This is a genomic window from Burkholderia sp. SRS-25 (assembly GCF_004343765.1).
Taxonomy (GTDB): Bacteria; Pseudomonadota; Gammaproteobacteria; order Burkholderiales; family Burkholderiaceae; genus Burkholderia; species Burkholderia contaminans.
In genome coordinates this window covers 162082-187653 of record NZ_PTXM01000004.1, presented here as the reverse complement: position 1 = coordinate 187653, position 25572 = coordinate 162082, and the positions used below count along the sequence as shown (strand labels likewise).

At 61.8% G+C, this 25572-nt stretch carries 25 protein-coding genes and 1 pseudogene; 13 read left to right on the top strand and 13 right to left on the bottom strand.

Annotated elements, in window-relative coordinates; all coding sequences use genetic code 11:
* The first annotated feature begins 7 nt into the window (after positions 1-7).
* Positions 8-844, top strand: a complete 837-nt coding sequence (locus tag C5O79_RS05485; RefSeq protein ID WP_122477736.1) for a spermidine synthase — start codon at positions 8-10, stop codon at positions 842-844.
* Positions 845-889: 45 nt separating this feature from the next.
* On the opposite strand, the gene C5O79_RS05480 is transcribed toward C5O79_RS05485, so the two are convergent.
* Together C5O79_RS05480 and C5O79_RS05475 are read right to left on the bottom strand one after the other, a co-directional pair.
* Positions 890-1075, bottom strand: coding sequence for a ribbon-helix-helix protein, CopG family (locus tag C5O79_RS05480; RefSeq protein WP_021158209.1), 186 nt, complete (start codon positions 1073-1075; stop codon positions 890-892).
* An 87-nt stretch (positions 1076-1162) separates the two neighbouring features.
* Positions 1163-1921 carry a YoaK family protein gene (locus tag C5O79_RS05475; RefSeq protein ID WP_046546829.1) on the bottom strand — a complete coding sequence of 253 codons (759 nt, stop codon included), beginning with the start codon at positions 1919-1921 and terminating at the stop codon, positions 1163-1165.
* Between the two features lie 257 nt (positions 1922-2178).
* Between C5O79_RS05475 and C5O79_RS05470 the strand changes: the two genes are divergently transcribed.
* The 3 genes from C5O79_RS05470 to C5O79_RS05460 all read left to right on the top strand — a co-directional run bounded on the left by C5O79_RS05470 (position 2179) and on the right by C5O79_RS05460 (position 4453).
* Positions 2179-2529, top strand: a complete 351-nt coding sequence (locus C5O79_RS05470; RefSeq protein WP_027792574.1) for a hypothetical protein — start codon at positions 2179-2181, stop codon at positions 2527-2529.
* Positions 2526-2738, top strand: coding sequence for a twin transmembrane helix small protein (locus tag C5O79_RS05465; protein WP_006489184.1), 213 nt, complete (start codon positions 2526-2528; stop codon positions 2736-2738). The genes C5O79_RS05470 and C5O79_RS05465 overlap by 4 nt, the downstream gene beginning before the upstream one ends.
* A 272-nt stretch (positions 2739-3010) precedes the next feature.
* Positions 3011-4453: a sensor histidine kinase gene (locus C5O79_RS05460; protein WP_046546830.1), complete on the top strand. Its 1443-nt coding sequence runs from the start codon at positions 3011-3013 to the stop codon at positions 4451-4453.
* 13 nt (positions 4454-4466) lie between these two features.
* On the opposite strand, the gene C5O79_RS05455 is transcribed toward C5O79_RS05460, so the two are convergent.
* Positions 4467-4940, bottom strand: a complete 474-nt coding sequence (locus C5O79_RS05455; protein ID WP_039371669.1) for a thioesterase family protein — start codon at positions 4938-4940, stop codon at positions 4467-4469.
* Between the two features lie 231 nt (positions 4941-5171).
* On the opposite strand from C5O79_RS05455, the gene C5O79_RS05450 reads away from it, so the two are divergent.
* Positions 5172-6110 carry a response regulator gene (locus C5O79_RS05450; RefSeq protein WP_122477738.1) on the top strand — a complete coding sequence of 313 codons (939 nt, stop codon included), beginning with the start codon at positions 5172-5174 and terminating at the stop codon, positions 6108-6110.
* A 324-nt stretch (positions 6111-6434) separates the two neighbouring features.
* Here C5O79_RS05450 and C5O79_RS05445 read toward each other — a convergent pair whose 3' ends face one another.
* Positions 6435-7355, bottom strand: coding sequence for an AraC family transcriptional regulator (locus tag C5O79_RS05445; RefSeq protein ID WP_174242190.1), 921 nt, complete (start codon positions 7353-7355; stop codon positions 6435-6437).
* A gap of 139 nt (positions 7356-7494) precedes the next feature.
* On the opposite strand from C5O79_RS05445, the gene C5O79_RS05440 reads away from it, so the two are divergent.
* Complete coding sequence (locus C5O79_RS05440; protein WP_122477743.1) at positions 7495-8460, top strand: SDR family NAD(P)-dependent oxidoreductase; 966 nt, start codon at positions 7495-7497, stop codon at positions 8458-8460.
* A 326-nt stretch (positions 8461-8786) separates the two neighbouring features.
* Positions 8787-8930, top strand: a complete 144-nt coding sequence (locus tag C5O79_RS38025) for a hypothetical protein (RefSeq protein ID WP_163009062.1) — start codon at positions 8787-8789, stop codon at positions 8928-8930.
* Here C5O79_RS38025 and C5O79_RS05435 read toward each other — a convergent pair.
* Positions 8905-10089 (bottom strand): porin, encoded by a 1185-nt coding sequence (locus C5O79_RS05435; RefSeq protein ID WP_122477745.1) that lies wholly within the window; start codon positions 10087-10089, stop codon positions 8905-8907. The genes C5O79_RS38025 and C5O79_RS05435 overlap by 26 nt on opposite strands.
* Positions 10090-10572: 483 nt before the next feature.
* Between C5O79_RS05435 and C5O79_RS05425 the strand changes: the two genes are divergently transcribed.
* The gene (locus tag C5O79_RS05425; RefSeq protein WP_046546845.1) at positions 10573-10917 is read left to right on the top strand and encodes a DUF3088 domain-containing protein; all 345 of its coding nucleotides are present in this window, start codon (positions 10573-10575) and stop codon (positions 10915-10917) included.
* A gap of 46 nt (positions 10918-10963) precedes the next feature.
* Entirely contained in the window at positions 10964-11962 is a 999-nt protein-coding gene (locus C5O79_RS05420; RefSeq protein WP_122478963.1) for an ABC transporter substrate-binding protein, read from the top strand.
* A 133-nt stretch (positions 11963-12095) separates the two neighbouring features.
* Here the strand turns inward: C5O79_RS05420 and C5O79_RS05415 are convergent, their stop codons facing one another.
* A complete protein-coding gene (locus C5O79_RS05415) occupies positions 12096-12326 on the bottom strand; it encodes a hypothetical protein (protein WP_240687900.1) in 231 nt (76 codons plus the stop codon).
* A gap of 608 nt (positions 12327-12934) precedes the next feature.
* On the opposite strand from C5O79_RS05415, the gene C5O79_RS05410 reads away from it, so the two are divergent.
* Both C5O79_RS05410 and C5O79_RS05405 read left to right on the top strand, forming a co-directional pair.
* Positions 12935-14056 carry a DUF2827 domain-containing protein gene (locus C5O79_RS05410; RefSeq protein WP_122477752.1) on the top strand — a complete coding sequence of 374 codons (1122 nt, stop codon included), beginning with the start codon at positions 12935-12937 and terminating at the stop codon, positions 14054-14056.
* 289 nt (positions 14057-14345) lie between these two features.
* Positions 14346-15836, top strand: a pseudogene (locus C5O79_RS05405) (ISNCY family transposase).
* A 314-nt stretch (positions 15837-16150) separates the two neighbouring features.
* Here the strand turns inward: C5O79_RS05405 and C5O79_RS05400 are convergent.
* Complete coding sequence (locus tag C5O79_RS05400; protein WP_122478966.1) at positions 16151-17083, bottom strand: DMT family transporter; 933 nt, start codon at positions 17081-17083, stop codon at positions 16151-16153.
* Between the two features lie 131 nt (positions 17084-17214).
* Here C5O79_RS05400 and C5O79_RS05395 point away from each other — a divergent pair, with 131 nt between their 5' ends.
* Positions 17215-18138 carry a LysR family transcriptional regulator gene (locus C5O79_RS05395; RefSeq protein ID WP_081421353.1) on the top strand — a complete coding sequence of 308 codons (924 nt, stop codon included), beginning with the start codon at positions 17215-17217 and terminating at the stop codon, positions 18136-18138.
* A 621-nt stretch (positions 18139-18759) separates the two neighbouring features.
* Here C5O79_RS05395 and C5O79_RS05390 read toward each other — a convergent pair.
* The 6 genes from C5O79_RS05390 to C5O79_RS05365 form a co-directional block, all read right to left on the bottom strand.
* Positions 18760-19689, bottom strand: coding sequence for a transporter (locus tag C5O79_RS05390; protein WP_047853377.1), 930 nt, complete (start codon positions 19687-19689; stop codon positions 18760-18762).
* Between the two features lie 113 nt (positions 19690-19802).
* Positions 19803-20621: a polysaccharide deacetylase family protein gene (locus C5O79_RS05385; RefSeq protein ID WP_053060357.1), complete on the bottom strand. Its 819-nt coding sequence runs from the start codon at positions 20619-20621 to the stop codon at positions 19803-19805.
* A gap of 72 nt (positions 20622-20693) precedes the next feature.
* Entirely contained in the window at positions 20694-21572 is an 879-nt protein-coding gene (locus C5O79_RS05380; protein WP_047853376.1) for a fumarylacetoacetate hydrolase family protein, read from the bottom strand.
* Positions 21573-21656: 84 nt separating this feature from the next.
* On the bottom strand, positions 21657-22646 hold the full coding sequence (locus tag C5O79_RS05375) for a PDR/VanB family oxidoreductase (protein ID WP_047853375.1): 990 nt from the start codon (positions 22644-22646) through the stop codon (positions 21657-21659).
* A complete protein-coding gene (locus C5O79_RS05370) occupies positions 22639-22872 on the bottom strand; it encodes a ferredoxin (RefSeq protein WP_047853374.1) in 234 nt (77 codons plus the stop codon). Before C5O79_RS05370 ends, C5O79_RS05375 begins: the two co-directional genes overlap by 8 nt.
* A 6-nt stretch (positions 22873-22878) precedes the next feature.
* Positions 22879-24180 carry a cytochrome P450 gene (locus C5O79_RS05365; protein WP_205746223.1) on the bottom strand — a complete coding sequence of 434 codons (1302 nt, stop codon included), beginning with the start codon at positions 24178-24180 and terminating at the stop codon, positions 22879-22881.
* 217 nt (positions 24181-24397) lie between these two features.
* On the opposite strand from C5O79_RS05365, the gene C5O79_RS05360 reads away from it, so the two are divergent.
* A complete protein-coding gene (locus tag C5O79_RS05360; RefSeq protein WP_053060355.1) occupies positions 24398-25333 on the top strand; it encodes an AraC family transcriptional regulator in 936 nt (311 codons plus the stop codon).
* Positions 25334-25572 lie beyond the last annotated feature (239 nt).

Below are 25572 nucleotides of genomic sequence, written 5' to 3'. Positions count from 1 at the left end.
CCCGTTCATGGCCGAGGATCGAATTTCCTACGACGCGTTCGTCAGGTTCCTGGCGACGCCGCTGAACGACGGCCGGCCGTTCGTGCTGGAGACGCAGCACGCGCTGTCGCTGCATTTCGACCATCTCGGCACGCAGAGCTTCATGTCGCTGCGGGATCCGGGCCGGCTCGAGCTCGGCTACACGCGCGTGATGATGGGCTTTCTGCTGCTGCAGCCCGAGCCCGCGCACATCTGCATGCTCGGGCTCGGCGGCGGTTCGCTGGCGAAGTACTGCTACCGGCACTTGCCCGGTTCGACGATCGACGCGGTCGAGATCAACCCGGACGTGATCGCGCTGCGTGACGTATTCCGGATTCCCGCTGACGACGGCCGGTTCACGGTGGTGTGCGCCGACGGCGCGGATCATCTGGAAAGGGCGGATGTCAGGACGGACGTGATCCTGCACGATGCATTCGTCGCCGACGGCATGCGGGGCCGCTGTACGGGCGCCGCCTTCCTCGCCGCATGTCACGCGCGCCTGAGCGAAAACGGCGTGCTGGCAATCAACTTCATGGACGACGATCCGGCGCTGCCCGAGCATCTCGAGCAGTTGCGAGCGGTATTCGGTGTGTCGTATACGCTGGTGCCGTGCGGCGACGACACCAACTTCATCGCGTTCGCATGGAAGGGCGGCAACCGGCTGCCGTCGCTACGCATCCTGCTCGAACGCGCACTTGCGTGTGCACGGGCCGGCGAGCTCAAGCTGGCGGCCACGGCGAGGCGGATGAAAGCCGGGGAGGGCGTTGACCCGCAACGGCTGGTGATGCGTGCGCAGCCGCATGGGCGATGGGAAATCGGCGCGTAGCCGGCAGGCAGTCGCCGCTGCCCGCGCGGCCCTGTACGGCCGCGCTTACTTCACGCGTTTGCCGAGCGCGCTCTTGGTCTTGTACGTCACGCCGTGGCGGTCGAGATACTCACGGATCAGTTGCCGCACGACTTGCGAGGGCGTGAGGTCCTGCTCTGCGCAGAGCATCTCGAAGGCTTCCTTTTTCGCGGGGTCGATCAGGACGGTCAGGCGGGCGGTTTTCGTTTCCATTACGAGGCGAGGGTGGTCGGTATGTTAATCAAATTATAATCGATCCGCCTTCGGCACCACCGCCGAAAGCGCTCTCCCGGTGCGCGATCAGCGCCTGCTGCGGAGCAATACGAGCAGGTCGTCGATCACCGGTACGATCGCGAGCGTGACGAGTACCGCGGCGAGCGGCACGGTCGATACGTAGCCGACATGCTTGAAGCCGATGGCGCCGGCCAGGCCGCCGATGAAGAACGACGCGAGCATCGTCGCGTGAATCCGCAGTTTCGAGCGGTTGGCGATGACCGCATGCGCGTCGACGTCGACTGCCGACCGGTTCCAGTAGAACAGCTTCCCGAGCTCGATGCCGAGGTCGGTCACGATGCCGGTCATGTGCGTCGTGCGGATCTCCGCGCCCGACAGCTTCGTGATCGTCGCGTTCTGCAGCCCCATGATGAAGCACAGCAGCGTCACGGTCACCGGCACGAAGAAGGTTTCCCACAGCGCGAGGTGGCTGCCTAGCAGCCCGAACAGGAGCAGCAGCGCGGCCTCGACCAGCAGCGGCAGCATGAACTGGCTGTGCAGGCCGCGGCGGCGGCCCCAGTTGACGAGGATCGCCGAGCAACTGGCGCCGATCAGGAACGATCCCAGCGAGCTGATGCCGGCCAGCGCGAGCCGCACGTCGCCGAGCGCCGTCTGGTCGGCGATCGCCGACACGATGCCGCTCATGTGCGACGTATATTGCTTGACCGCGAGGTAACCGCCGGCATTGGCCGCGCCGGCGACGAACGCCAGCGAAAACCCGAGTTGACGGTTCGCGGTCGCGCTGCGGTGTTTTCCCGTCAGGTTTCGAAAGTACTGCGCTGGCATAGGGGCTCAGGGGCTTCGCTCAATCGCCGCGGATCGCGGGCACGGACATGACGACCGGCACCGGACGGCAGGGCGGGCATGCCGCCTGCGCACAGGTGCCGGGTCTCGAATCATGTGATGAACATGATAATGCCATTATCATACTCTGTTAGTCCAATAGGGCATTCAGTACAATGTCACCCGACGCGGCCGGCCTGCGGCTTCGCTGCCGCACGGCCGCGCCGACCGCCTTCGCGATCACTTCTGGCCACCGTTTCATGACCCCGATCAAGTTCATTCTCCGCTACACGGCGATCCCGTTCACGGCCATCGTGGCCGTGGTGATCTGGACTGTCATACCATCGTCGAAAGAGATCGATGCGAGACAATATGCGGCGCTGTCGCGCGCGTACGCGAGCTTCCCGCTGCCGTTCCGGCGCGAGATCTCGGAAACGATGGACCACGGCCGGATCAACGACCGGCGCTACCAGGCGCTCGTGCGCGATTCGCTGGGCAATGGCGTCGCGCTGGACTGGCCGGCGTCGGGCGTCGGCGCGCTCGCCGACGAGCGGCAAAAACTGGCCGAACTGATTCAGGCCGATTCCGATCTTCAAGGGCATCACCAATGAAAACTCTGCTGGTTTCCGTGGCATTCGCGATGATCATTGCGAGCCTGATCTTCGCGCTGTACTTCATGAATCACGATCGCGGCAAGTCCAAGCGGATGGCATGGTCGCTCGCGGCACGCGTCGGGCTGTCCGTCACGCTGTTCCTGTCGCTGCTGATCGCTTACAAGCTGGGCTGGATCGAGCCGACCGGGTTGCCGATCGGGCGCTGAAAGGCGAACGCCTCGTTGCATGCGGGGCGTTTGCACAAATGCGAGTTCGGCTCTCCAATCGAGCTATTGTGATAAGAAAACTTATCCTGATGGCGTGACCTGCATGATCAAAATCGGGTTTCGCACAACGCGAGCAACGATGCTGACGCACGGAGGCCCCGTGGCCAAACCCGCCGCGCGCGCTCGCCTGCCACGGCGTGCTACTCTCGCGAATGGCACCGGCCAGGACAGTTCAGTGGTGCGCGACCAGTGAACATTGTGGATTCACGCATATGTACTCGATCTTGCCTGCGTTTGTATCTGCGTTGTTTCTCGGGTTTGGCCTCTACGTGCTGGCCACCAAGGGCCTCACGCGGGTATCCGTCCCGTTCGCCTTGATGTGCGCGACGACCTTCGTCTGGCAGGGAACGTGGGCCTTCCTGTTCCAGACGACCGACGCGGACGTCGCCAACGTGTTGGTCAAGGCAGGCTATCTGTTCATCGTTTTTCTGCCGACGACCTTCTATCATTTCGTGACGGAGGTCGTGTCGCGTCGGGGCGAGCGGCCGTTCATATTCGCGTCCTACGGACTCTGCGTCCTGCTGGCCGTGCTGCTGGTCACGAGCAATGCAGTCGTCGATGGATTCCGCCCGCATTTCTTTGGCCCGTATCCCAACGCGGGCCCACTGCATCCGTTGCACGTCGCGCAGACGGTACTCCTGGTCGTCCGCAGCGGTTGGCTCCTGATCGACGCAAGACGCGAGGGGCGGGCGCGCGACGTCCGGCAGTTGCTCACGCAATGTCTCGTCAGCCTCGGCCTCTACTCGCTCGCGGCGACCGACTATGCGGTGAACTACGGCGTCGAGTTCTATCCGGTGGGGGTGCTGTTTATCGCGATCAGCCTCGGGATTCTCGCGACGTCGATCGTCCGCTATGGCCTGATGGGCCCCTATCTCCTGGCTGCGACGGTCGCGCACGAAGTGGCCACGCCGCTGGCGGCGATCGGCCTGCATGCGGACGAGCTGCGCACCGTCCTGCCGGTGCTGCTGCGCGGCTATCGGCTGGCGGTGGAGCACCGGTTGTGCGCCGACGGCTTGTATCCGGGGCAGCTGGAGCGGCTACCGGCGCTCGCGTCGTCGATCCGGCGCCAGGTCGACACCACGAGTACGGTGGTCGAGATGTCCCTGGCGTCCTTTACGCTGGACCGACTCGATCGCCACAGCTTCGCGGCCTATCCGATACGGGCCTGTGTCGACGCCGCCGTGGATCGCTTTCCCTTCCGTCCGGGTGAGCGGGACCGCGTATCGGTCGACGCGATCGATACGGACATCCAGTTTTTCGGATCCGACTCGCTCGTGATCTTCGTCATCTTCAATCTGCTGAAAAATGCCCTGTACGCGATCCATGCAAACGGCCGTGGGCAGATCGAGATCGACGCGCATCGCAGCAACGGTTACTGCGTGATGCGTTTCAGCGATACGGGCCCGGGCATCGCCCCGGATGTGCTACCTCAAATCTTCGACGCCTTTTTCTCGACCAAGTCGCATGGGCGCGGCGCCGGCATGGGACTGAGTTTTTGCCGCCGCGCATGTGAAGCGCTCGGTGGCACCATCACGTGTGAATCCGTCCCCGGCGTGCGGACCACGTTCACGATTCGGCTGCCGGAGCCCGGAGCGCCCGCGGACCATGCATTGCGCGATCCGCCGGCGCTCCCCCGGCGCTATCGCATCGGGTAAGTCGGTCTCACATTCAGTTCGCGGCGGACGGCAGGATCAGTTCATACGCCTTGACCCGCTCGATGATGCCCGGCGGAAACCGGCGGATCCGCTTGTCGGGACCGGCAAACACGATTTGCTGATACCCCAGCGACACCTGTCGGCCGTCAACGTAGAAGCGAAACAGCAGGTAGGCCGAACATTGCCGGACCTCGAACGTATTGAGAAAGCAATCCACGCGTTGGAACGGAAACGTCTCGTGGATGTATTCCTGATGCGCGCGCTTCGTCACGAATGCCCCGCCGGCCGCCATCAGGTTGTTGTGGATGCATTCGTGAAACCAGCGTTCACGGCACACGCCCTGCCATTCGAAATAGCGTGCGAAATAGGTATTCATGAAGGCATTGGAATCCTTGAGGTAAATGTCGACCACGTGGTGGAAGGTTTTCTCGGACAGATGTGCCGTTTCGTTGGAAAGGACGTGAAGAATCGCGTCTCGCGTCAACATGGATAACTCCTTGAATCGCTACTGGCGGTAGCTGCGCATTCCTTCAACGAGAAGGAATGGCCCGATTCTCCCCGTGCAATTCTGCTGCGCGGCGCGTTTGAAACGTGCCGAATTCACGGATGCGGAACAGTTGATGTGCGTCTCGTTTTCACCGGATAATTGCGGCGATAATCATTCGCGGTAAAGCGTCTCCGATACCGCTTCTTTTTCTGCTGATTTATCGAGACCCATATGCAACCCTTCGTTAGGCAGCCGGTGCTCTATCCCGTGTCCGTGGTATTTGTCGACGACAATCCGGATTTCCTGCAGGCGCTGCGGGGCGCATTTCCGGACGAACGCCTGAACCACTTTTTTACGCACCCCCAGGCGGCGCTCGACTTCGTGTCGTCGCGTGACACGGAGATGCCGCCAACGGCTGCGGACTATTTCGGTGCGGAGAAAACAGGCGGGAATGCGATCGGCGAGGATGCGCTCGCCGATCCTGCCCGATTCGAGGCGGTGGGCGCGGTGGTCGTCGATTATTCGATGCCGGAGGTCGACGGCATCCAGTTTCTGACCTCCATCCGCAACGCGAACTGCACGAAAATCCTGCTCACCGGCATCGCCGACGAGCGCGAGGCGGTGGCCGCGTTCAACGCGGGGCTGATCGATTGCTATCTGAAGAAAAACGACGTCGAGATGGCGCGCAAGCTGGCAACCGCGCTGGACGACGCGAAACGCAAGTGCTGCGCGGCCCGCGGGCACATCAGCCTGCATGAGGCGGGGGCGACCTACCAGGATCCCCGGATCGTCAAACTGATCGACGAGGTGGCCGCGCGGGAAGGCATCGTCGAATACTACTGGCGCCCCAATCAGGACGCGGTGCTGATGTTCGATGCCGTCGGCGCGCCAAGTGTATTTCTCGCCTGGAGCGAAGAGGACTGGTCGTTCCACTGCGATATCGTGTCCGACGCGGGCGGACCGGCCGAATTGCGCCAAGGCATGGAAGCGCGCCGCATCATGCCGCTGTTCTGGCCATCGCAGGCCTATCGGCCGGGCCTCGCGGACATTCGCTGCGCGGCCCCGCTACCCGTTCCGGGATGGCACGGCACGTTTTATAGCTGGATCCGTCTGGATGATCCGGCCGCCGAGCGCGATCTGCCTACATTGGCAAAATGGCGTCACGCGTAAAAGCTCATCCGCCCATTTCCAAACGGAAAGGATCGGCGAGGCGGTGCTGTCGTCGATTCGGCCGCCACTCGAATTGGAACAATCCCTGTCAATGTTGACAGTTATCAGCGGCGCGGGATTTTGTTCCAATTACACCTTGTTCCGAGGGCCGCCCACTTTTCCAATATTCCAATAGACGGCACATCCATTCAGTGCAGACCGTTGATCAACGGTCTGCACGCGCTTCCAATATCGATCGATTCTCGATCCGATATTGTCATCAGGCTTCACAAAAACTGCAGCGACAAACGATCCGCAAATCTACGACTGGATTTCAACGGCCTGCTAACCGCGGGACTCGCTCGCAAAGTCATGGCGATACGCGCGGGGAGAGCAGCCCACGATGCGCTTGAAAGCATGTCCGAACGCGCTATCCGAGTCGTAGCCGAGCATCTGTGCGATCGCCGATATCGACGCGTTCGAGCGTCGTAGCTCCCGCATCGCGAGCTGCACGCGCCAGCGCAGGACGTACTCGAGCGGCCCGAATCCCAGCCGCCGCTTGAAATGCAGCGCGAACGTCGAACGCGATACGTGGCAGCAGGTCGCGAGTTCGTCGACGGTCCAGCGTCGCGCGGGCTCCGCATGAATGGCGACAAGTGCCGTGCTCACCCGGGAATCCGCGAACCCGGCAAGCCACCCGACATCGCTGCTCGCGCCGTCGTCCACGTAGCGCCGCAGGATCTCGACCAGCATCATGTGACCGAGATGCCGAACCATCAACGATGCCCCCGGCGATGGCTTGCCGAATTCATGCGCGAGCCGCTGCAGCGCCCAGCGCAGCACCGCCGCCTGCTCTGAGTCCCCGCTCACGACGACTACGGGCGGCAGGCTGCCCAGCAGCAGCGGCATGCCTTCCTCGTACGAGAAGCGGCCACCGATCAGGAAGCAGTTCACCGGGTCGCCATGGTGCGCGATACCGCGTTCGACGTTCCGGTACACGTCGGCGGCAGGCACCGGCGTAACCGACGGATCGCTCGCCAGCCGGAATGCCCGCGGCGAGGCGAGCAGGAAGCAGTCTCCGGTGTGCAGCTGAATGGGCGGTCCCGCACCGTCGACGGTCAGCCAGCAACTTCCTTCGACAACCGCATTGAACTTGATGCCCTCGGGCGGCGGAATGGCAACCGCCCACGCGCCGCCTGCTTTCAGGCCGGTGAAATACGAATCGCGCGTTTCCAGCAGCGACAGCACTTCCGATAGAGGATCCACGCTCACGCTCCGGACGATCTCGCCGAAAAACCGGATTCTATTGCATTCACAGTCCGGGGGCATCGCTGGAGAATGACTTCGTGCAGTGACGCGACCGACAGGCGGGCGCGTGCTTCACGCATCGTTCCAGGAGCCTTCGATGACGAGCAGGCAACACCCCCTTCATTCCGGATTCGGCGCCGCATCGACGGCAAGCGACGTACTGGCCGATCTCGACCTTCATGGCAAGACCGCGATCGTCACGGGCGGCCATTCGGGTCTCGGCCTGGAAACGACGCGCGCACTGGCGGAAGCCGGTGCGACCGTCATCGTCGGCGCACGGAGCGTCGATGCCGCGCGCGAAGCAACGCGTGGCATCGACAGTGTGGAGGTTGCGGCGCTCGACCTCGCCGATCTCGCGAGCGTGGCCGCATTCGCGGCGCGGTTCGTCGACGCGCGCCGCGACGTGGACATCGTCATCAACAGCGCGGGCGTGATGGCGTGCCCGGAGACGCGGGTCGGCGATGGCCGAGAAGCGCAGCTGGCCGTCAACCATCTTGGGCACTACGCGCTCGTCAACGGACTGTGGCCCGTGCTCGCGCAGGGTGACGGCGCCCGCGTGGTCGCGGTGTCGTCGCTTGGGCACCGCCTGTCACCGATTCGCTGGGATGACGTCCAGTTCGCACACGGCTACGACAAATGGCTGGCGTACGGGCAGTCGAAGACCGCCAACGCGCTGTTCGCGGTGCACCTCGACGCGCTCGGCACCCCGTTTGGCGTGCGCGCCTATTCGCTGCATCCGGGCAAGATCGCGACCCCGCTGCAGCGTCACCTGACACGCGAAGAGATGATGGCTCAAGGCTGGGTGGACGAACACGGCGTGCCGATCGATCCGACCTTCAAGACGCCTGCCCAAGGGGCGGCAACCCAGGTCTGGGCGGCAACGTCGCCGCGCGTTGCCGGGATCGGCGGGGTCTATTGCGAGGATTGCGACATCGCGGTTGTCACGGAGGGAAACGAGGAGTCGGGCGTGCGGCCGCATGCGATCGATCCGGAGCAGGCGGTGCGTCTGTGGGCGTGGTCCGCGGAGGTGGCCGGGATCGATGCCTTTGCGGCGCGCCGTTGATGCCCGGGCACTCACGCTGGAGTGCATGGGCATCGGCGGCGACACGGGCAGGCGGCCGGTACGAAATCCGCGCGAATCCGGATGCAACGACGCGCTCAGGTTGTCGCCCGCAACCTGACAACGCCCATTCTGCGGGCCGGTACCGTCGACTCGCGATTCGTCTCCCGGCCCGGGTGGGCTTGAAGCCTTGCATGACGCACATCGCCGGCTGGCCTGTGCAGCACGCGAATGTCCCGAAGGGGCCGGGTCGGCGCACGTCCGCATGGTTAGAATGACCGCCGCACCTCCGTTCATTCCGTCGCCCGTCACCGGGCCGGCACGAGCCCATGACCTTGCACGAACTCGAAAAACTGATGCGACGCCTGTTCGAGGATGAGAGCCTCGACGTCGTCGGCGACACCGGCTACAGCCTTTCCTTCCTGGTGCCAGGGAAGGTCCGCGCCGTCAGAACTTCACGCGCAGCCCGCTGACGAACGCGACCTGGCGGTTCGTCGACGAAGCGCTCCCGATGTTCGAGATCGCCGCGATCCTGCGATAGCCGCCCGCCGTCGCCGTGCTCGGATCGCCGGCCGCGAGCTGATAGATGCCGGACAGGTAGATATCCGTGCGCTTCGACAACGCGTAGTCGAACCCGAGCGTGAACTGGTGCCAGCGCGGCTTCAGCGTCTGGCCGCCGGTGCCCGGCAGGCCGCTCGCGCGCCCGTCGGTGAACGTGTAGACACCGATCAGCGTGGCGGCCGGCGTGATCTGGTAACGCGCGTTCACGTCGTAGTTGTTGAACTTGCGCGACGAACGGTCGAGATAGTCGAGCTGCGTGTGGCTCCACGCGAAGCCCAGCGTCGCACGGCCGAGCGCGTAGTTCGCGCCCACCACGCCGATCTGCTGCTTGAGCACGCCGCCGTTCAGCCCGTAGAAGAATCCGCCGCTGTAATCGTTGCCGGTGGTGGAGGTCGCACCGCCCACCGCGCCGCTCGTATTCGACGTCGAATTCGGATGATTGATGCGGACATAGCCGGCGCCCACCGACAACGGGCCGTTCACGTAGTTCGCCGCCGCGCCCCACGCGTTGTTGTTCGAGAACCCGGTGCCCGCGCCACCGTTGGCCTGGTTGCTGAACGCATAGAGCAGGTCGGCCGTGAAGCCGGCGATCGTGTCGCTGCGGAACTTCACCGCGTTGTTCAGGCGGAAGCTCTGGTTCATGTTGTCGTTGTCGCCCACGTGCGTGGCCGGCGACCAGAAGCCGGACCCCGAGTACTGCGCAACGAGGTCGGTGATCGGCTCGTACTGGCGGCCGAAGGTCAGCGTGCCGAGCCCCTTGCTGGCCAGGCCCACGTATGCGGAGCGGCCGAACAGGCGGCCGCCCTGGCCGAGCCCGCCGTCGCTCGGCCGGAACCCGCTTTCGAGCGTGAAGACCGCCTGCAGCCCGCCGCCGAGATCTTCCACGCCTTTCAAGCCCCAACGGCTGCCGCTCAGCTTGCCGCTCGTCTGCTGGATGTTGCTTGCGCCACCCTGGTTGTTCGTATAGGCGAAACCGGCATCGACGACGCCGTACAACGTGACCGAACTCTGCGCATGCGCGCTGACCGAACCGATCGAAACCAAACCCAGGACTACCGATTTTCTGATCATGACTATCCTCTTTTTTATGGGTACATCTGCGAGGATCACGATCCTATTGATGACGGCGGCGCCGGCGAACGGTCGATCCGTGGTTTGCAAATCGCTACGCGGCCGATTTGCAATAGGCGTTGCCGCAAGCCCTGCATGTGCGCCGCGATCGCGTCCGGCACCCATGCTGCGGCGAACGTATCGCGCGAACGGCGAACGTCGGGCACCGGATACACTCGGGCGCCGTCATATCGATCGCTGAAATCGTTCGATGTACGCAATACCTGCGTCCCGGCGCGCGATGTTTTTACGCAACGCCCGCTGTGCGGCGGGCGCCCGATGCGCTACGCGTGGCCGCATATCGATTCCGCAAAACGTTGGTAGGGCCGTGCGACGCGTGACGGTAGAGTCTGGCATCCGGCCTCGGGCCGGCATGCTCCGGGAACAGAAGGGCGCCCAAGCGCATTCATCCCGGCTGAACAACGAACACGGGAGCTGTCTGTCATGAGTCGCGATGTGCTGTTTCTGCTGGAACCGGGTTTTGCCGATCCGAAGCATCCGGGCCAGCGCTTCGTCTGCCCGCATGGATTGTCGATCGAGGGGCTGCTGGCGAGCGCGCCCGATCGGGCGGGTCGAATCGACGTGAAACGTGTCGGCTTCGAGCGGCCGCGGCACGCGGTGATCGACGCGCTCGACGATGCGCACCAGGGGCTGCCGGTCCTCGTGCTCGGCCGCGACCAGCCGGCGCCGGACGACGCACAGACGCTCGGCGACGTGCGCTTCGTCACCGACGCGCGCCGCATCCTCGAACTGCTGGCCGAACGCCACGGATTTCCGGTGCTGCATTGACGCGGCGATCTTCACTTCCCGTTTGATCGATCGACAGGAGCATCCGATGTCGTCAATTTCGGCGGCGCGTCGCCGTTTGCTGTTTGCCGGCGCCGCGGTGGCGGCGGCGCCATGGGCCGCGAAGGTCGCGTTCGCCACGCCCGCTGCCAACACCGATCTCGCCGGCACCACGCTGCGCGTCGCAACCTACAAGGGCGGCTGGCGCGCGCTGCTGCAGGCGGCCGGGCTGGCCGACACACCGTACCGGATCGACTGGCGCGAGCTGAACAACGGTGTGCTGCACATCGAGGCGCTCAACGCGGATGCGCTCGACATCGGTTCGGGCAGCGAAATTCCGGCCGTATTCGCCGCGCGGCAGAAGGCCAACGTCCGGCTCATCACCCGCGTGCGCGAAGACCTGAACAACCAAGTCACGCTCGCGCGCAAGGACACGCCGATCCGCAGCATTGCAGACCTGAAGGGCAAGCGTGTCGGGTACGTCCGTGCGACGACGTCGCACTACTTCCTGTATCGCCAGCTCACGGAGGCCGGCCTGAGCTTCGACGACATCCTGCCGATCAACCTGTCGCCAAGCGATGGCTTGTCCGCATACGATCGCGGCGACATCGACGCGTGGGCAATCTACGGCTACAACGGCCAGCTCGCGCGCAATCGCTACGGTGCGCGTGTGCTGAAGACGGGGAAGGGCTATCTGTCGGGCAATTTCCCGGTCTATGCGAACCCGCGCACGCTCGACGATGCGCGCCGTCGCGCGGCAACGGGCGATCTGCTGCTGCGATTCCGGCGCGCGTATGCGTGGGCGAACGGGCATTTCCGAGACTATGCGCTCGCGCAGAACAGCGAGACGCGCGTGCCGGTCGCCGATCTCGTCGCGATGTTCGATCAGCGCAGCGAAGACTACGCGCTGCTGCCGGTGACGCCCGACGTGGTGGCGCAGCATCAGCAGGTCGCGGATGTGTTCGCTCGGATCGGTGTGCTGGATGGGCCGGCCAATGTTGCGCCGCTGTGGGATACGTCGTTCAATGCGCTGGTCGCGGCGACGTGATCGAGGGTAACGAGAAGGCACCCGAGTAAATGGGGGATGCGGGTGAACACGTGCTTTCGAAGGCGCTGTTCACCGCGCGCGAACCCGGCATCACGCCTGCAGTGAGTCTCGTCGGGACATCCTGTCGACCGGATCAGGCGAACGTCGTCGCGACCATGATGCCGAACACGACGCCGATCGCAATCCCGCAGAGCCGGCCGTAAATCGATGCGCGCACATTGTCGTCGAGCACGAATGGCGAGCGTTTGTGCTTCCACACCGTGCTGAAAGCGACCGGGCGCGTCAGCAGGGTGACGCACGCGATCAGCACCGGCGTGGCGATGAGCATCGCGATGCGCGGAGCGTTCCAGTCGACGCCGTGCATCGCCAGCGAAACGACCGCGGCAAGCGGAACCTCGACGCACAAGCCCAGCAACGAACCGTTGACGAATGAATCTCCGGGGGACTGGAACATGATCGGTCCTGGCGTTCGGATGAAATCGGCGCCCGGCTCGAGCTTCCGAAGTTAAAGAAACCGTGGCCGTTGCCCAAGGTCAGTCGACCGTATTCGACATCAGCCAGGATGACGGGCGGATAGTACGTCAAATCATTCGCACGTTGGCGGTCGCTCAAGCTATTTAACAAACGTCCCGGGTAGGCGCGCATTTTCATGCTGCGTCGGGATATCGCGCCGTGATAAAAATCGGGCACCTTGTCGAGGTTGGCGCGCGTGGAGGCTGCGTGATCGACCTGGCTGCAGGGCATTGCCGTTCCGGCACGAAATATGATCCGTACGAGGCCATCGCGGTGTGGATCTCGCGCATTCGCCGATCCGGCGTACGCGGGGATTGATGGCGCCAACCGTCGCGGCCCGAGGAAGCAGGGTCGACCGTGCCGAGCCGCCTGTCATATTTTGACAGTTCTTGACAGCCCGGGACGAGTGCAGCGCTATGATCTAACTCCTTTTCGGATGGGCACCCTGGAGGATCTCCCATGAGTTTGGCACGCTCGCTCAGCATCGGTATCACAATTGGCCTTCACCACGCGGCAGAGAGTCTCTGGGTCAACGGCATCAAGCAGAATGCCTTGTATCTGATGAAGCTCTTTCAACACTCGCCGCTTGGCCATCAGGTAACCCTCGTCAATACCACGAACGTCAAGATCACGTCGGAACTTCCGTGGGATACCACGCAGTATCCGATCCGCTCGTTCGACGATGCGAAAGATTCGCTCGATGTGCTGATCGAACTCGGGGGACAAATTGACCAGCAGCAAACCGCGTATCTGCAGGTACGCGGCACAAAAGTGGTGAGTTACTGCTGCGGGCCGGAATACGTGCACATGATGCAGGCGATGATTTTTGGCAGACGCCACGCGGAAACGGTATTCATCAACCAACGTTATGATCAAGTGTGGATCATCCCGCAAGTTGTCGATACCAGCGCGAGCTACTTCAGCGTATTACGGCGCCAGCCGGTTCGTGAAGTCCCGTTCGTCTGGGACCCGATGTGCGTCGAAGAGCGGTCGGCAGCGCTCCCTCATCACGGGGAGTATCGTCCAACCGGGCAGCCGAAGCGCCTCTCCGTCATGGAGCCGAATATCGACGTGACGAAGTTCTGCCTCTATCCGCTCTTGATCGCAGAACTGGGCTATCGAAAATTTGGCGAGAAGATAGCTTATGTGCATGCAACGAACACCGAGCATCTTGCAAAAAACAGCCCCGAATTCATTGGCATCGCGCACCACCTCGACCTGGTGCGAGATTCGAAAATTAGCTTTGTCGGCTATTACAACACCCCTCAATTTCTTTCCGAATTCACCGACATCGTAATATCCCATCAATCAGGACTCGCACTGAATTACTTCTATTTCGATGTTTGCTGGAACGGGTATGCATTGATTCACAACGCATACCTGTGTCGTGAGCTCGGTTATTTTTATAATGAACAGGATGCGGAGGAGGGTGCCCTGCAACTCGGTCAGGCAATCGATTCACACGATGAAAAATGGGTTGATTACAAGAATCGACAGCGTGAATTCATCGGTGGATTTCTGTCGACAAACTCGAAGCAGATCGAGTCATATGACAGGCTGTTGGTCGGTCTTTTTGATTAAATTCACGACATTTTGGACCTGTACCACGGCATATCGCGATAGCTGTTGGACAACCGCTCATCTCATGCAGCCGACAGCAACACCCACACGGGCCGTCCGAGTGCTCCGGCGAGGTGGGCCGGTCTCGCGTCCACTGCAATCGAGAATTATCGCTCATTTGACATAATGATGATTATCGACATATCGGATTGTAGCGGCTAAGTTGTAATGTCCGCTTCTAGCTAAGTTCAAATGTCCGCTTTCGTGCCGCGTAAGCTTGCCGGCTCCCGGTCAGATCATGGAGTCGGCGATGCACCGAACAGCCCTGGTGACATTGAACATGCGAGAACTCTACCGTCTGAAGGTGATCCAGGCTGTGGTGGATATGGGCTTGAAGCCCGGCCGTGCAGCCGAACGGCTGGGGCTGACAGTGCGGCAGATCGAACGCCTGGTGATCCGCTATCGGGAATCCGGCGCAACTGAACTAGCTTCGCGTAAGCGTGGCGGTCCCGGCAACCGTCGCCTGGACCCAGGGGCCGCCGACCGGGCGCTGTCGATCATCCGCGATCGCTACGCCGATTTCGGGCTGACGCTGGCCTGCGAGAAGCTCTGGGAGTGTCACGGCATTCGGCTAGCCAAGGAAACGGTCAGGAAGCTGATGACGGACGCTGGCTTGTGGATTCCGCGCCGACAGCGTCCGCCGAAGGCCTACCAGCCGCGAGCGCGGCGCTCTTGCCTCGGTGAACTGATTCCAGATCGACGGCAGCGATCATCGGTGGTTCGAGGAACGGGCGCCTGCCTGCACGCTGCTGGTGTATGTCGACGATGCGACGAGCCGATTGATGATGCTGCACTTCACGCAGACCGAATCGACGTTCAGCTACTTCGAAGCGACATGGGCGTACATCGAGCGCCATGGCAAGCCAGGGGCGTTTTACAGCGACAAGGCCAGCGTGTTTCGCAACATGAAGCCGGGCAAGACTGGCAATCGCGTTACGCCGTTTGGCCGGGCGATGTACGAGCTGAACATCGACACGTTCTGCGCGAACAGCAGCTCGGCCAAGGGGCGTGTGGAGCGAGCGCACCTGACGTTGCAGGACCGATTGGTCAAGGAGATGCGACTGCGTGGGATCAACACGGCGGCCGACGCCAAGGCTTATGCGCCCTCCTTCATGGCCGCCTACAACGCGCGCTTCGCGAAGCCGCCGAAGAGTGACTTCAACGCGCATCGGCCGCTACAGGCCGACGAGAGTCTGGACTTGGTGCTGACGTGGCGTGAGCCGCGGAAGGTAACGAAGTCGCTCACGGTGCAGTACGACCGGGTGATGTACTTGCTGGAGGATACGCCGAGCAACTGAAAGCTGATCGACCGCCAGATCGAGGTGTGGGAATACCCGAATGGGCGAATCGAGATCCGGGCTGATGGTCGTGTGTTGCCCTACAGGCAGTACGACCGGCTGGCGGAAATCGATCCAAGTGCCGTCATTGAGCACAAGCGTTTGAGCCATGTGCTGCAGGTCGCTCAAGCGCTGCAGGCGCAACGCGATAACAGTCGAATCGGTAAAGCCCGTCTCGAACGCATCGTGGCGACGCGACGCGGACCAATCGAAACGAGGCTGAACCGGGCAAGAAGAAGCAACGCGAGATCACGCAGGCCGACGTCGAGCATGTGATCGTGGATCTGGCGCACCGTCGGCAAACCGCAAAGCCGCCAAACAAACCCGGCCGTCGGTCTGCAAAAGCTGGAGAAACGAACGTGAGCGCCCTGCCCGTTCAGGCGCCGACCTTCGGCACTGCGTAACGCTCAAAACGAGGAAAGAGACGCAGCCAACCAACCTTAAAACCGGACATTTCTATCTGGCTGGCGCCCCGACATCTTGAAATGGCTACGACACGGCCTGGCCCATCACACGACCGTCTTTTCATCATCGAAGGACACGACAGGCGACAAACGGACCGGATCTATTTGGTCGACGATGTTGGCTCGCGAACGCACACGTATGCTCGAACGGCCTCTCAGCGCGTGTCGCCCCACCCTCGACGGATCTCGCGACGGCTTCTTCATCCGACACCACAGTTGACGTATCAGTACCTGGCTTTCTCGACGTTCGTACGTTAGATGGCCAGCCGTTTCGGCTCTTCAACTTCCGAAACGACATCCCGGTTGCTGCAATCCCTTCCGTTAATCGACGCCAGCACGGATGCGAGAACGATCAGCCCACCGCCGATCGATGCAAGCACGGATACCCGTTCTCCAAGCCATGCACACGCGAACAAAGCGCCAAAAACAGGCTCGCTACCCATCAATAGTGCGACGCGTGTCGGGGTGCTACGGCTGACCGCGTAGTTCTGCACGAAGAACGCGAACAACGTGCAGCCCGCGACCAGATAGATGATGATCATCCAAAAATGCTCATTCCCGGCGAATGCAGGTAAGGGCTGCCATTCTGACCTCGCGACGCTCAGAGCAAGCACGGCGCAGCCAAACGACACGACGCCGGATTGCACGGCAGTCATTGCCAGCGGAGAAACGGCCTTATCCTGCATGACGCGCTTCGTTGCGCACACGTTGATCGCGCGTAACAGTGCGGCAAGTACCACCAGCGCATCCCCAGGTGTGAAATGGAATCGGCCGCCCCCAAGCAGAAAGGCGCCCAGTACGGAAAGTCCGGTTGCCGCCCACTCGACACCGCGCGGCGTGCGTCTGAGCCATGCCCATTCAACCAGCGGCGTCATCACCACGCACAGGCTGATCAGAAACGCAGCGTTCGACGCGCTCGTTATCCTCACACCGAACGTCTCGGCCAGGAAAATCCCGAGCAATACACACCCGGCGCCTACGATTCTGCCCCACTGAGAAAGTGACAATCCGCGTATCGACCACAGGGATGGCGACAGCAGAACAAACGTAATGCCGAAGCGCAACGCGAGAAGGCCCAACACCGGGTAGACGACCAATGCGCTTTTCACCACGGCATAGCTCGTGCCCCAGATAAAGGCCACGACAAGGAGCAACAGATCGGTAGATGTGCTAAATCGGAAGCGCATGACGAACCTCCCATATGAAAGATTCGCATTGTCCAATAGTGCACTGACAGTGATAATCCGGTCGAAGAGCACAAGTTTTGTGCGTGTCGCGCATAAATAGATCGGATATCCAGCCTAGCCTTGATACACCCATGACACCGACCGAACTTCTCCCGTTGTTGCCGGATCTCGCAACCTTCGCACAGGTAGTCGAGGCCGGTAACTTCTCGTCAGCCGCGCGGCCGCTTGGCACGACACCTTCGACAGTCAGCCGTCAAGTGCAGCGGCTTGAACGAGCTCTGGGAGTGAGATTGTTCGAACGCACGACCCGACGCATCCGGCTAACGGAGTCCGGCATGCAAATCTATCGCCACTGCAGGGACATGATGGATGCAGCGTCCGGGGCCGTCGATGCGGCAAGCCTGCTAACCGCGCAGCCGCGCGGCCGGGTCAGCATCGGTGCGCCGATTTCGATCGCGAAGAGCCTGATTCATCCGAGGATTCCAGGATTCTTGCGGACCTACCCGGAAGTAGAGGTAAGGGTCGTATTCGACGACCGCGATTTAGATCCGATACGTGATCACGTCGATCTCGTCGTGCGGCCCACCCCGAAACCGCCACAAGGCCTCGTTGCAAGACAACTCGGCACGGTACGATGGATGCCGTGCGCCTCTCCCGGCTATCTGCGTGCACGAGGCATGCCCGTCGTTCCAAACGATCTTGCGCAGCACAATTGTCTATATATCGGAGACACACCGGACGACAACCGGTGGACATTCCGGCAAGGCAACCAAGTAGAGACCGTCGAAGTCAAAGGACGCTATATAGCGAATGATGTGAATGCACGGCGTGAGGCTGCATTGGAGGATTGGGGCGTGGCAAGCCTGCCGGAGTTTGCCATAGGGGACGATCTCCGCGCCGGCACACTGGTACACATACTGCCCGAATGGCTATTCGAGCCGCGTGCCTACAGCGGGCCTGTCTGGCTCCTGTATCCGCCGAATCGGCTCCTTCCACCGAAAGTTCGAGCGTTGATTAGCTGGCTCGTGGAGCCGTCCGGTTGCTCACTTGGCTGAGCCCGCACGCCGAAAACCCAAAGCATGCAGTGTGCAACGCTGACCCTGCCTCGTTGTCACGTACGGCACGTCAGATTCCGATGTGCCCGACTGGCGTATCGACTGCCCCGTCCAAATGCAGCGGCAGTCCAGGCGCGGGCTTGCGCTGCCAGGATGTACTGTGTAGCGGTTGGATCCGCGTTGATTCGCTCAGAGATCCGACGATACGCCGACCGGCCAGATCGAGTTTCGTCGCCAGAAACAGCCAACCCTCACCAGTGGCGACAAGCGTGATGCCGCCTACCCACGCTTGGTTCAACCGCCAGCCATCGAAGCACCGATTCAGCGAGCTCGGCGCGACGGCCGGCTATGGCCGACGAAGGAGCGCTTATCTATGACGATTCGATGGCCGGCTACGGATGCGAATTCAACTCGTCGATGAAACACGCTCGAGGCTGCGTAGCCGCGAGGGATGTTGCAATGAAACCGAGATAGCGTAACCGCAAGCGTCTCCGTCTGACGGCCGCCGACGGAGTTCGGCCCCGACGGCGCGAACGTTTCGGCAGACCGCGTGAACCGCGCTCGCTTGGCCGGACTTCGCCGAAACATATCGATGGCGGAGAGAGGCCGGCGCCGCACCGATTAATTGAATGCTTTACTGAAAAACAGATAGGCGGCGTTGGGAGCGAGCGAGTTTCGTGTGAATACGGAGAACTGTGCCTTGAACTTGACGCTGCACTTGCACTCGGGAATGTTATACGCAACGACGGGGCCAACAGCCGCACTCGCAAACCGGTTTCCGCTCGGGACAGGCTGCCCGTTCATCCTATCGTCGGTAAATTGCCGTGCGTAATAGCCTGCCACGCCTGCCTGCCATCTGCCGATGACTTCACTGATCGCTACATCGACATCCGCCACCACGCCATTCTTGTACTGGGTCGCGGAGTTCTTTCCCGCGACATCCAGAAAGAAATGCACACTGAACTCGGTGCCGTCACCCAGGATGTTGGGTCCGGTCAGATAAGTGAGTGCCGCATTCGGAATGTAGTAGTACGTGTTCTGTCCGGTCGTATACAGATCGGTGGTGTTGTATTTCCCGGTCGGGATCACCATCGAATAGCCGAGCTTCACGGTCAACCCTCGCGGCAAGCCCCCGTCAAACGATCCGAGGTGCTTGCTCCACGTCAGGACATCGGTATAGATGTCGTTGACGCCCTTGAAATTCTGGCGCCTGCCATTGACTGTAATATTGCCCCACCCGTACCCGGTGGCGACGGAGCTACCCAACGTTCCGCCGAACAGCTTGAAGGGATAGACGTAAAGCAAACCGAACTCGGCAATCCCACCGGGCATCCTGACCGACGTCACGGAACTCTTTCCCGAGTTGTCATAAAACTGGTCTCCATACGCCCCGACTCCAATGAACGATCCATAAAGTCCCGGCGTCGGAGGGAGGTAGGCGTTCTGGATGTCGGTACCGCCGACCGGACCGCCATAGGTCACACCCTGTGCCCCCATCGCACCGCGCGAGAGTGCCCAGAGAAAGAGTCCGAGAAAGATGAATTGCCTCATGGTTTGTCTCCTGTTTTCGTGTTTTCTGTTATTCGAAATGCGTCCGTCATGGCCATGCCAGACGTGCGTAGTGCGGGGAGTGAGCCGATCGGCGTGCGACGGCGACTCCGGCATCAACGGATGCTCGTGCTGGCGCGCAGCTTCGGTAATGCCGCGTCTTTCGCGAGGCAGAAGCGGGATGCGCCGAACTCACCGGCAAGACGCCGCATGAAGTCCTCGAACCCGAACCACGCCCGGTTGCCCGATGTGAGCGGATGGACGACCAGCACCCAAGGTTCGTCCGGGCGCATGCGCTCATGTGCAACGGCCAGCCGATAAAGCTTGTCGTAGGCAACCGCCGCATCGAGCGCACCAAAAATTCCGCCGAACCGCGGGTGGATCAAGGCGCCGTCGATCAGTGCCGGATCGGTGGGCAGGACATCGAGCCGGCTCGTGGCCGTTGCCGTCGCATCATCGCCATGCGCTCCCGGGCCGGAACGCGGCAGGAACCGGGAGACATACTGGATGCCGTGAGCCGCGAGGACGTCGTCCGTCCACGGATTGATGGCGAGCCCCGGGGGCCGAAAGCCTGTCGGCGCCTCCCCGGTTACGGCGCGAATGCGCTCCACGGCCAGTCCGACAAGGCGATCCTCTTCTTCGCGCGACGCAATGCGCGACCAGATTTCGTGTTTCCAGCCATGCATGGCGAGCTCATGGCCTGCGGCATGCCAGATCCTCATCTCGTCCGGATGCAAAACGGCGGCATACCCTTCCGCAAAGTACGTGCAGCGAATTTGCAGGTCGTCCAGAAGCTTGAGGATCCGCGGATGGCCCAGCTCCAGACCGATTCTGTTGTAGGCGGCCCATTCAATCGGGGGGACATCGGTCGGGCAGTCCCACGGCAGCGAATCGCCAGCCGCATTGCCAAAATTGTCGAATGTGATACACAGCATGATCTGTAATCCTAATTTAAATGACTGATCCCGTCCGGCGCATGACTGCGATTTGGCACACGACGCCGCCGATCAGGTGCGCGCAGGAAGCGCGTCGCTCACCCGGTTCTCGATTTCCCCGATACCTTCGATCTGCATGCGCACGACGTCGCCGGGTGAAAGAAACAACGGGGGCTGGCGCGCGGCACCGATACCGGCCGGCGTGCCCGTGGCAAGTACGTCTCCTGGTTCCAGGGTCATGGCGCTGCTGAGTTCTTCGATCTGCTCGAAAATGTTGAAGCGCATTTCCGCCGTATTACCGTCTTGCCGCAATTCGCCGTTTACCCATGTGCGGACCTGAAGCACGTGCGGGTCGGGGATCTCGTCTGCCGTCACCATCCATGGGCCGAGCGGGCCGAGCGAGTCGAACGATTTCGCAAGCGTGATGGTCGGGCTGCGGCTGTGCCGTTCGCGGATACTGGCGTCGTTGCAGACCGTATATCCGGCGATGCAATGCACGGCATCCCGTGCCGAAACGTTACGGCAGCGCCGGCCGATGATCACCGCCAGTTCGACTTCGTAGTCGAGCGTCGACATGCCTGCCGGAACGATGAGCTCGTCAAACGGCCCGGTGATGCACGAGACCTGCTTGTTGAACCAGATCTGATGCTCCCCCACACTCACGTTCAGATGAGCGATTTCGCGGATGTGTGACGCGTAGTTGCCACCGATCGCCAGAAACGTCGACGGTCGCCGTACCGGCGGCAAAAGGCGGACAGCCGACAACGGCAAGCGCGCTGTGGATTCGCGTGCCAGCAGCGCGAGCATGCGCCAGGAGGTCGCGAGCCCCGGCAACCAGTCCGCGAGTTCCGTCGATAGCGCCGGCAATCCGGCGGTCACGTCGATGATCGTGTCCGCCTCGACCACGCCAATGCGGTCTGTGCCGCCTTCGCGAAACATGGCAAGTCTCATCTTCTCTCCTGAGTGTTTTGTGGTGCGTCCCCGCAGGGACCAGAACAATCGGCGTATTCGGTATGCGAAGCAGCGAAGGCCGCCTCACAAATCCAGCGTGATAGAGGCCGACTTCGCGCGCGAAACACAGGGCAGGATGACGTCGTTCGCTGCTCGCTCCGCATCCGAAAGCACCGCGTCGCGGTGATCCGGGATGCCATCCAGTACCCGCGTCATGCACATGCCGCAGACGCCTTGCTCACAGGAAAGCGGCACGTCGATGCCGGCCCGGGTCAAGGCGGCGGCAATCGAGCAATCCGCCGGCACTTCGACGCGCCGGCCGCTTCGGGCCGCCCATACGTCGAAGTCGCCGTTCGGCGCTGACACATCCGATACGGGCCGACTCGCACCGAAACGTTCGCAATGCAGACGATCTGACAGCGAATATCGCTCGCTCAATGTCATGGCCTCGGCCAGCATGGCGTTCGGCCCGCACAGGTAGACGTTCCGGGTGGCATCGAGGCTTTTGAAGAGCGCTTCGAGATCCAGCCGTTCACATCGCGGATCGTCCCGAAAGTGATAGCGAACCCGATCCCGGTACGCACTGCCGTCAAGCCGGTCCACGAACGCCGCCGCCGAACGGCTACTCGCGCTGTAATGCATGTCGAAATCAATGCCCCGCAGTGCCAGATGCTCCGCCATCGAGATGATCGGCGTGATGCCGATCCCCCCCGCGATCAACACGACGCGTCGATGCATCGGCGACAATGCGAAGCAATTGCCGGGGCCACGCACCTGCACGGTGTCGCCGACCCTGCATGTGTCGCACAGGTAATGCGCTCCACCACGCGAGGTCGAATGGTGAATGGCCAGCAGATAGTGATCTCGAGCGCCGGGAGAGTTGCACAGTGAATAGGCGCGCACGCCTCCTGGCACTTGAACCTCTATGTGGTCACCCGGTGCAATCTCGGAAAGCGGCATACCGCTCTCGCTCGCGAGCGTCACTGCAAAGATATTCTCGGCGAGCCGATAACGATCCACGAGGCGCAGCGGCCGCCACTCGTCTATCACGCTCCGTATGCTTTGGTCACGCATGTGATTTCCACGCTTCGTCGTCGAATTGACTGAAAAAAATGGCCTGCGTCGGGCATTCGCTCGCGGCCTGCGCGACTCGGGCAGCATAGGCGTCCACCGGTGCATCGGGCACCAGTTGCGCGCGGTTCGTGTCGTAGTCGAGCACGAACACTTGAGGACACACGCTCGCGCAGTTGCCGAAGCCGCAGCACATATCGCCCGTTATCTCGACAGTGACCTGACTCATGAGCGATCACCCCGCATTGACACGAAGCGAAACCGCCATGCGAAGCAGCATCGGGAACGTCAGATCCGGCACGCGTTCGAAGCGTGTTTCCGTCAGACGCATCCCGGGGAAACGCTGGAAGATCGTGCGCAGCAGAACATCGCCCTCGAGGCGGGAGAGCTGGGATCCCAGACAGAAGTGGCCACCGCCTGCGAACGCGAGGTGGCGATTGTCGGAGCGGTCGATAACGAAGCGGCCGGCATCCGGGAAGCGCGTTTCGTCACGATTTGCCGCATGAAGCCCGAGCAGCAGGCGCGTGCCTTTCCCGACGGTCGTGCCGCCGACCACGATCGTCTCTGACGCGTAGCGGTGCACGAAATGCACGGGGGCATCGTAGCGCAACGACTCTTCCCAGGCCGCGCGGGCGAGGTCGGGTTGAGCCATCAGGCGAGCCTTCTCGCTTTCGTGATTCAGGAGCGCCAGCACCGTGTTGGTCATCGCTACCTTGGTCGTGTGATAGCTGGCGACAAGGAAGCCGATCAGGGTCGTGACCAGTTCGGAACGCGTCAGGCCGTTGTCCGCGCCTTCTGCCGCGATCAATGCGCCGACGAAGTCGTCCTCCGGAAGCTTGCCTTTGAGCGCGTCGAGCACGTCGTCCATGTATTCGTAATAGAAGGTTGCGGACGCATCTGCTTCGGCCAGCCGCTCCGGTGTGATGTCCGACACGCTCAGTACCGCGTTCAGGCCGTGCTGCCGCGCGAAGAGTTCGCCGGCATCGGAAAGCGGCACGTGCAGTAGCCGGCAAGCGATTTCAGCCGGAACCGGATCCGCGAAGTCGGACACGAAATCGATCTCGGTTTCGCCTTCGAGCTTGTCCAGATGGTCGAGAATGACTTTTTCGACCCAGCCCCGCATGTTCGCGACGGTTTTCGGATTGAACGCCGGGGTCACGATACGGCGGATGCGCGTGTGATCGGGCGCATCGATGTTCGGCAGCGATTCGCGATAGAAACGTGCCGCAGCGCCCGTGCCGATGCGCTCGGGAAACATGCCGGGCGCCTGCTGGACGGTCGCCAGCGGGTTGCGCAACACCTCGTCGACATCGCTGTATCGCGTCAGGACGATGCAACGCTCGCCGTTGATGTCGATTTCGAAATGGTGAAAGTCGCTTTGCAGCGTGCGGTAGGTCGGGTACCGGTCCGCGAGAAAGGCGGCCGACTTGAGATCGGGGGTGTCGAGAGGGCGCATCTGATTATCCGGAAAGGGTAGGCAATCCGTCGTGCGTTGCCGGCATCGGCCTGGCGTCTCCAGTGCCCGAAGCGTCTGCACATCGGTCTGGTGGGAGTATGGTTTTCCGCTCCCATCCGAAGGACTCGTTTCCTTTTGCGAGAGCACCATCACGGCGCGCCGCTGCCGTGGCGGCGGTTGCAGCGCATCGAGGCATTTCCGGATTGCGCGCGGCGGCCCGCAGTGTTTCCCTTGTGGCACAAGGCCCGGTACGGAAACCGGTGTCCGACGACATGCTGGGATGAATGGAGTACGGTAAATGGACCCGATAACTGCTGCGCTCGATACTTGCCGCTTCGCCGAAATCGAGGCGGGTCACGCACAATCGAGCGGCCCGTGGGCCGTACATATGCCCGGCGACGTATGGCCGGTTACGCTGTATGTGTTTACCGGTGCGACGTGCAACCTGTTCATGACGCGGTCTGGCCAGAGGAATACCCTGCACGACAAAAGCGTATGCCTGATCCTGCGTGCACGGGAACACATCGTTCAGGACGCCCTATTCACCCGCCCCAACCAGCCTGTCGATTTGCGCAATCCCGCCAATGTCGATCGCTTCCAGACAATCGCGTTCGGCGAGTCGCCGGACAAAGGCGTGACGTCGACATTTTTCATCGGCATGGCGCCAGCAAAAGGCGTGAGCACCTCGCTATTCGATGCTTTGCCCGACGTGTTGCTGTTGAACTTTGACGAGTTGCCGGTGTGGCTGTGTCGCGCGACTGACGCCATTCGAGAAGAACTGACGTGGCAGCGCCCAGGATTTCGCTCGGTGGCAACGCGTCAGGCCGAACTGATCGTGATCGACATCATTCGGCACTACATCGCGTCGCATACCCCTCAGTTGCCGGCATGGGTATCGCTGCCGGACCATTCCCGAGTAACAACGGCCTTACGCGAGTTTCATCGCGACATATCCCGCCCTTGGACACTGGAGATGCTTGCGATCGCGGCCGGAACATCGCGTTCGCGGTTGATCGCTGCGGCACAACACGAGTTGGGCGAAGGTATCTTCAGCTATGTCACGCGCTTTCGCATGCAGGAAGCCTCACGGCTTCTGACGGGCACCCCGCTTTCGGTCGGCAAGATCGCATGGCAGGTGGGCTACCAGTCTGAAGCGGCATTCTCGATCGCATTCAAGCGATACAGCGGGGTACAACCCCGTCAGTTTCGAGGCGAAACTACCCGGCCGGTCTGACCTTCGCAAATATCAAACAGGGACATCTGATCGTAGTGGTGACCCAATCCCGGACAATGCGTTGATTTTTCTTCCTCAATGGCTGGCGTCAGTCCGTCATTGGACTGATGCGGTCCTATGCAATTTTCGGGCATCAGATAGTGGCTGATATCCCGATGTGCGTCCCGCACTCATCCGGCGTACGAATCCAGCACCGACCCAAGAGCAACGGCATCACGGTACCGTTAGGTTTTTTGCAG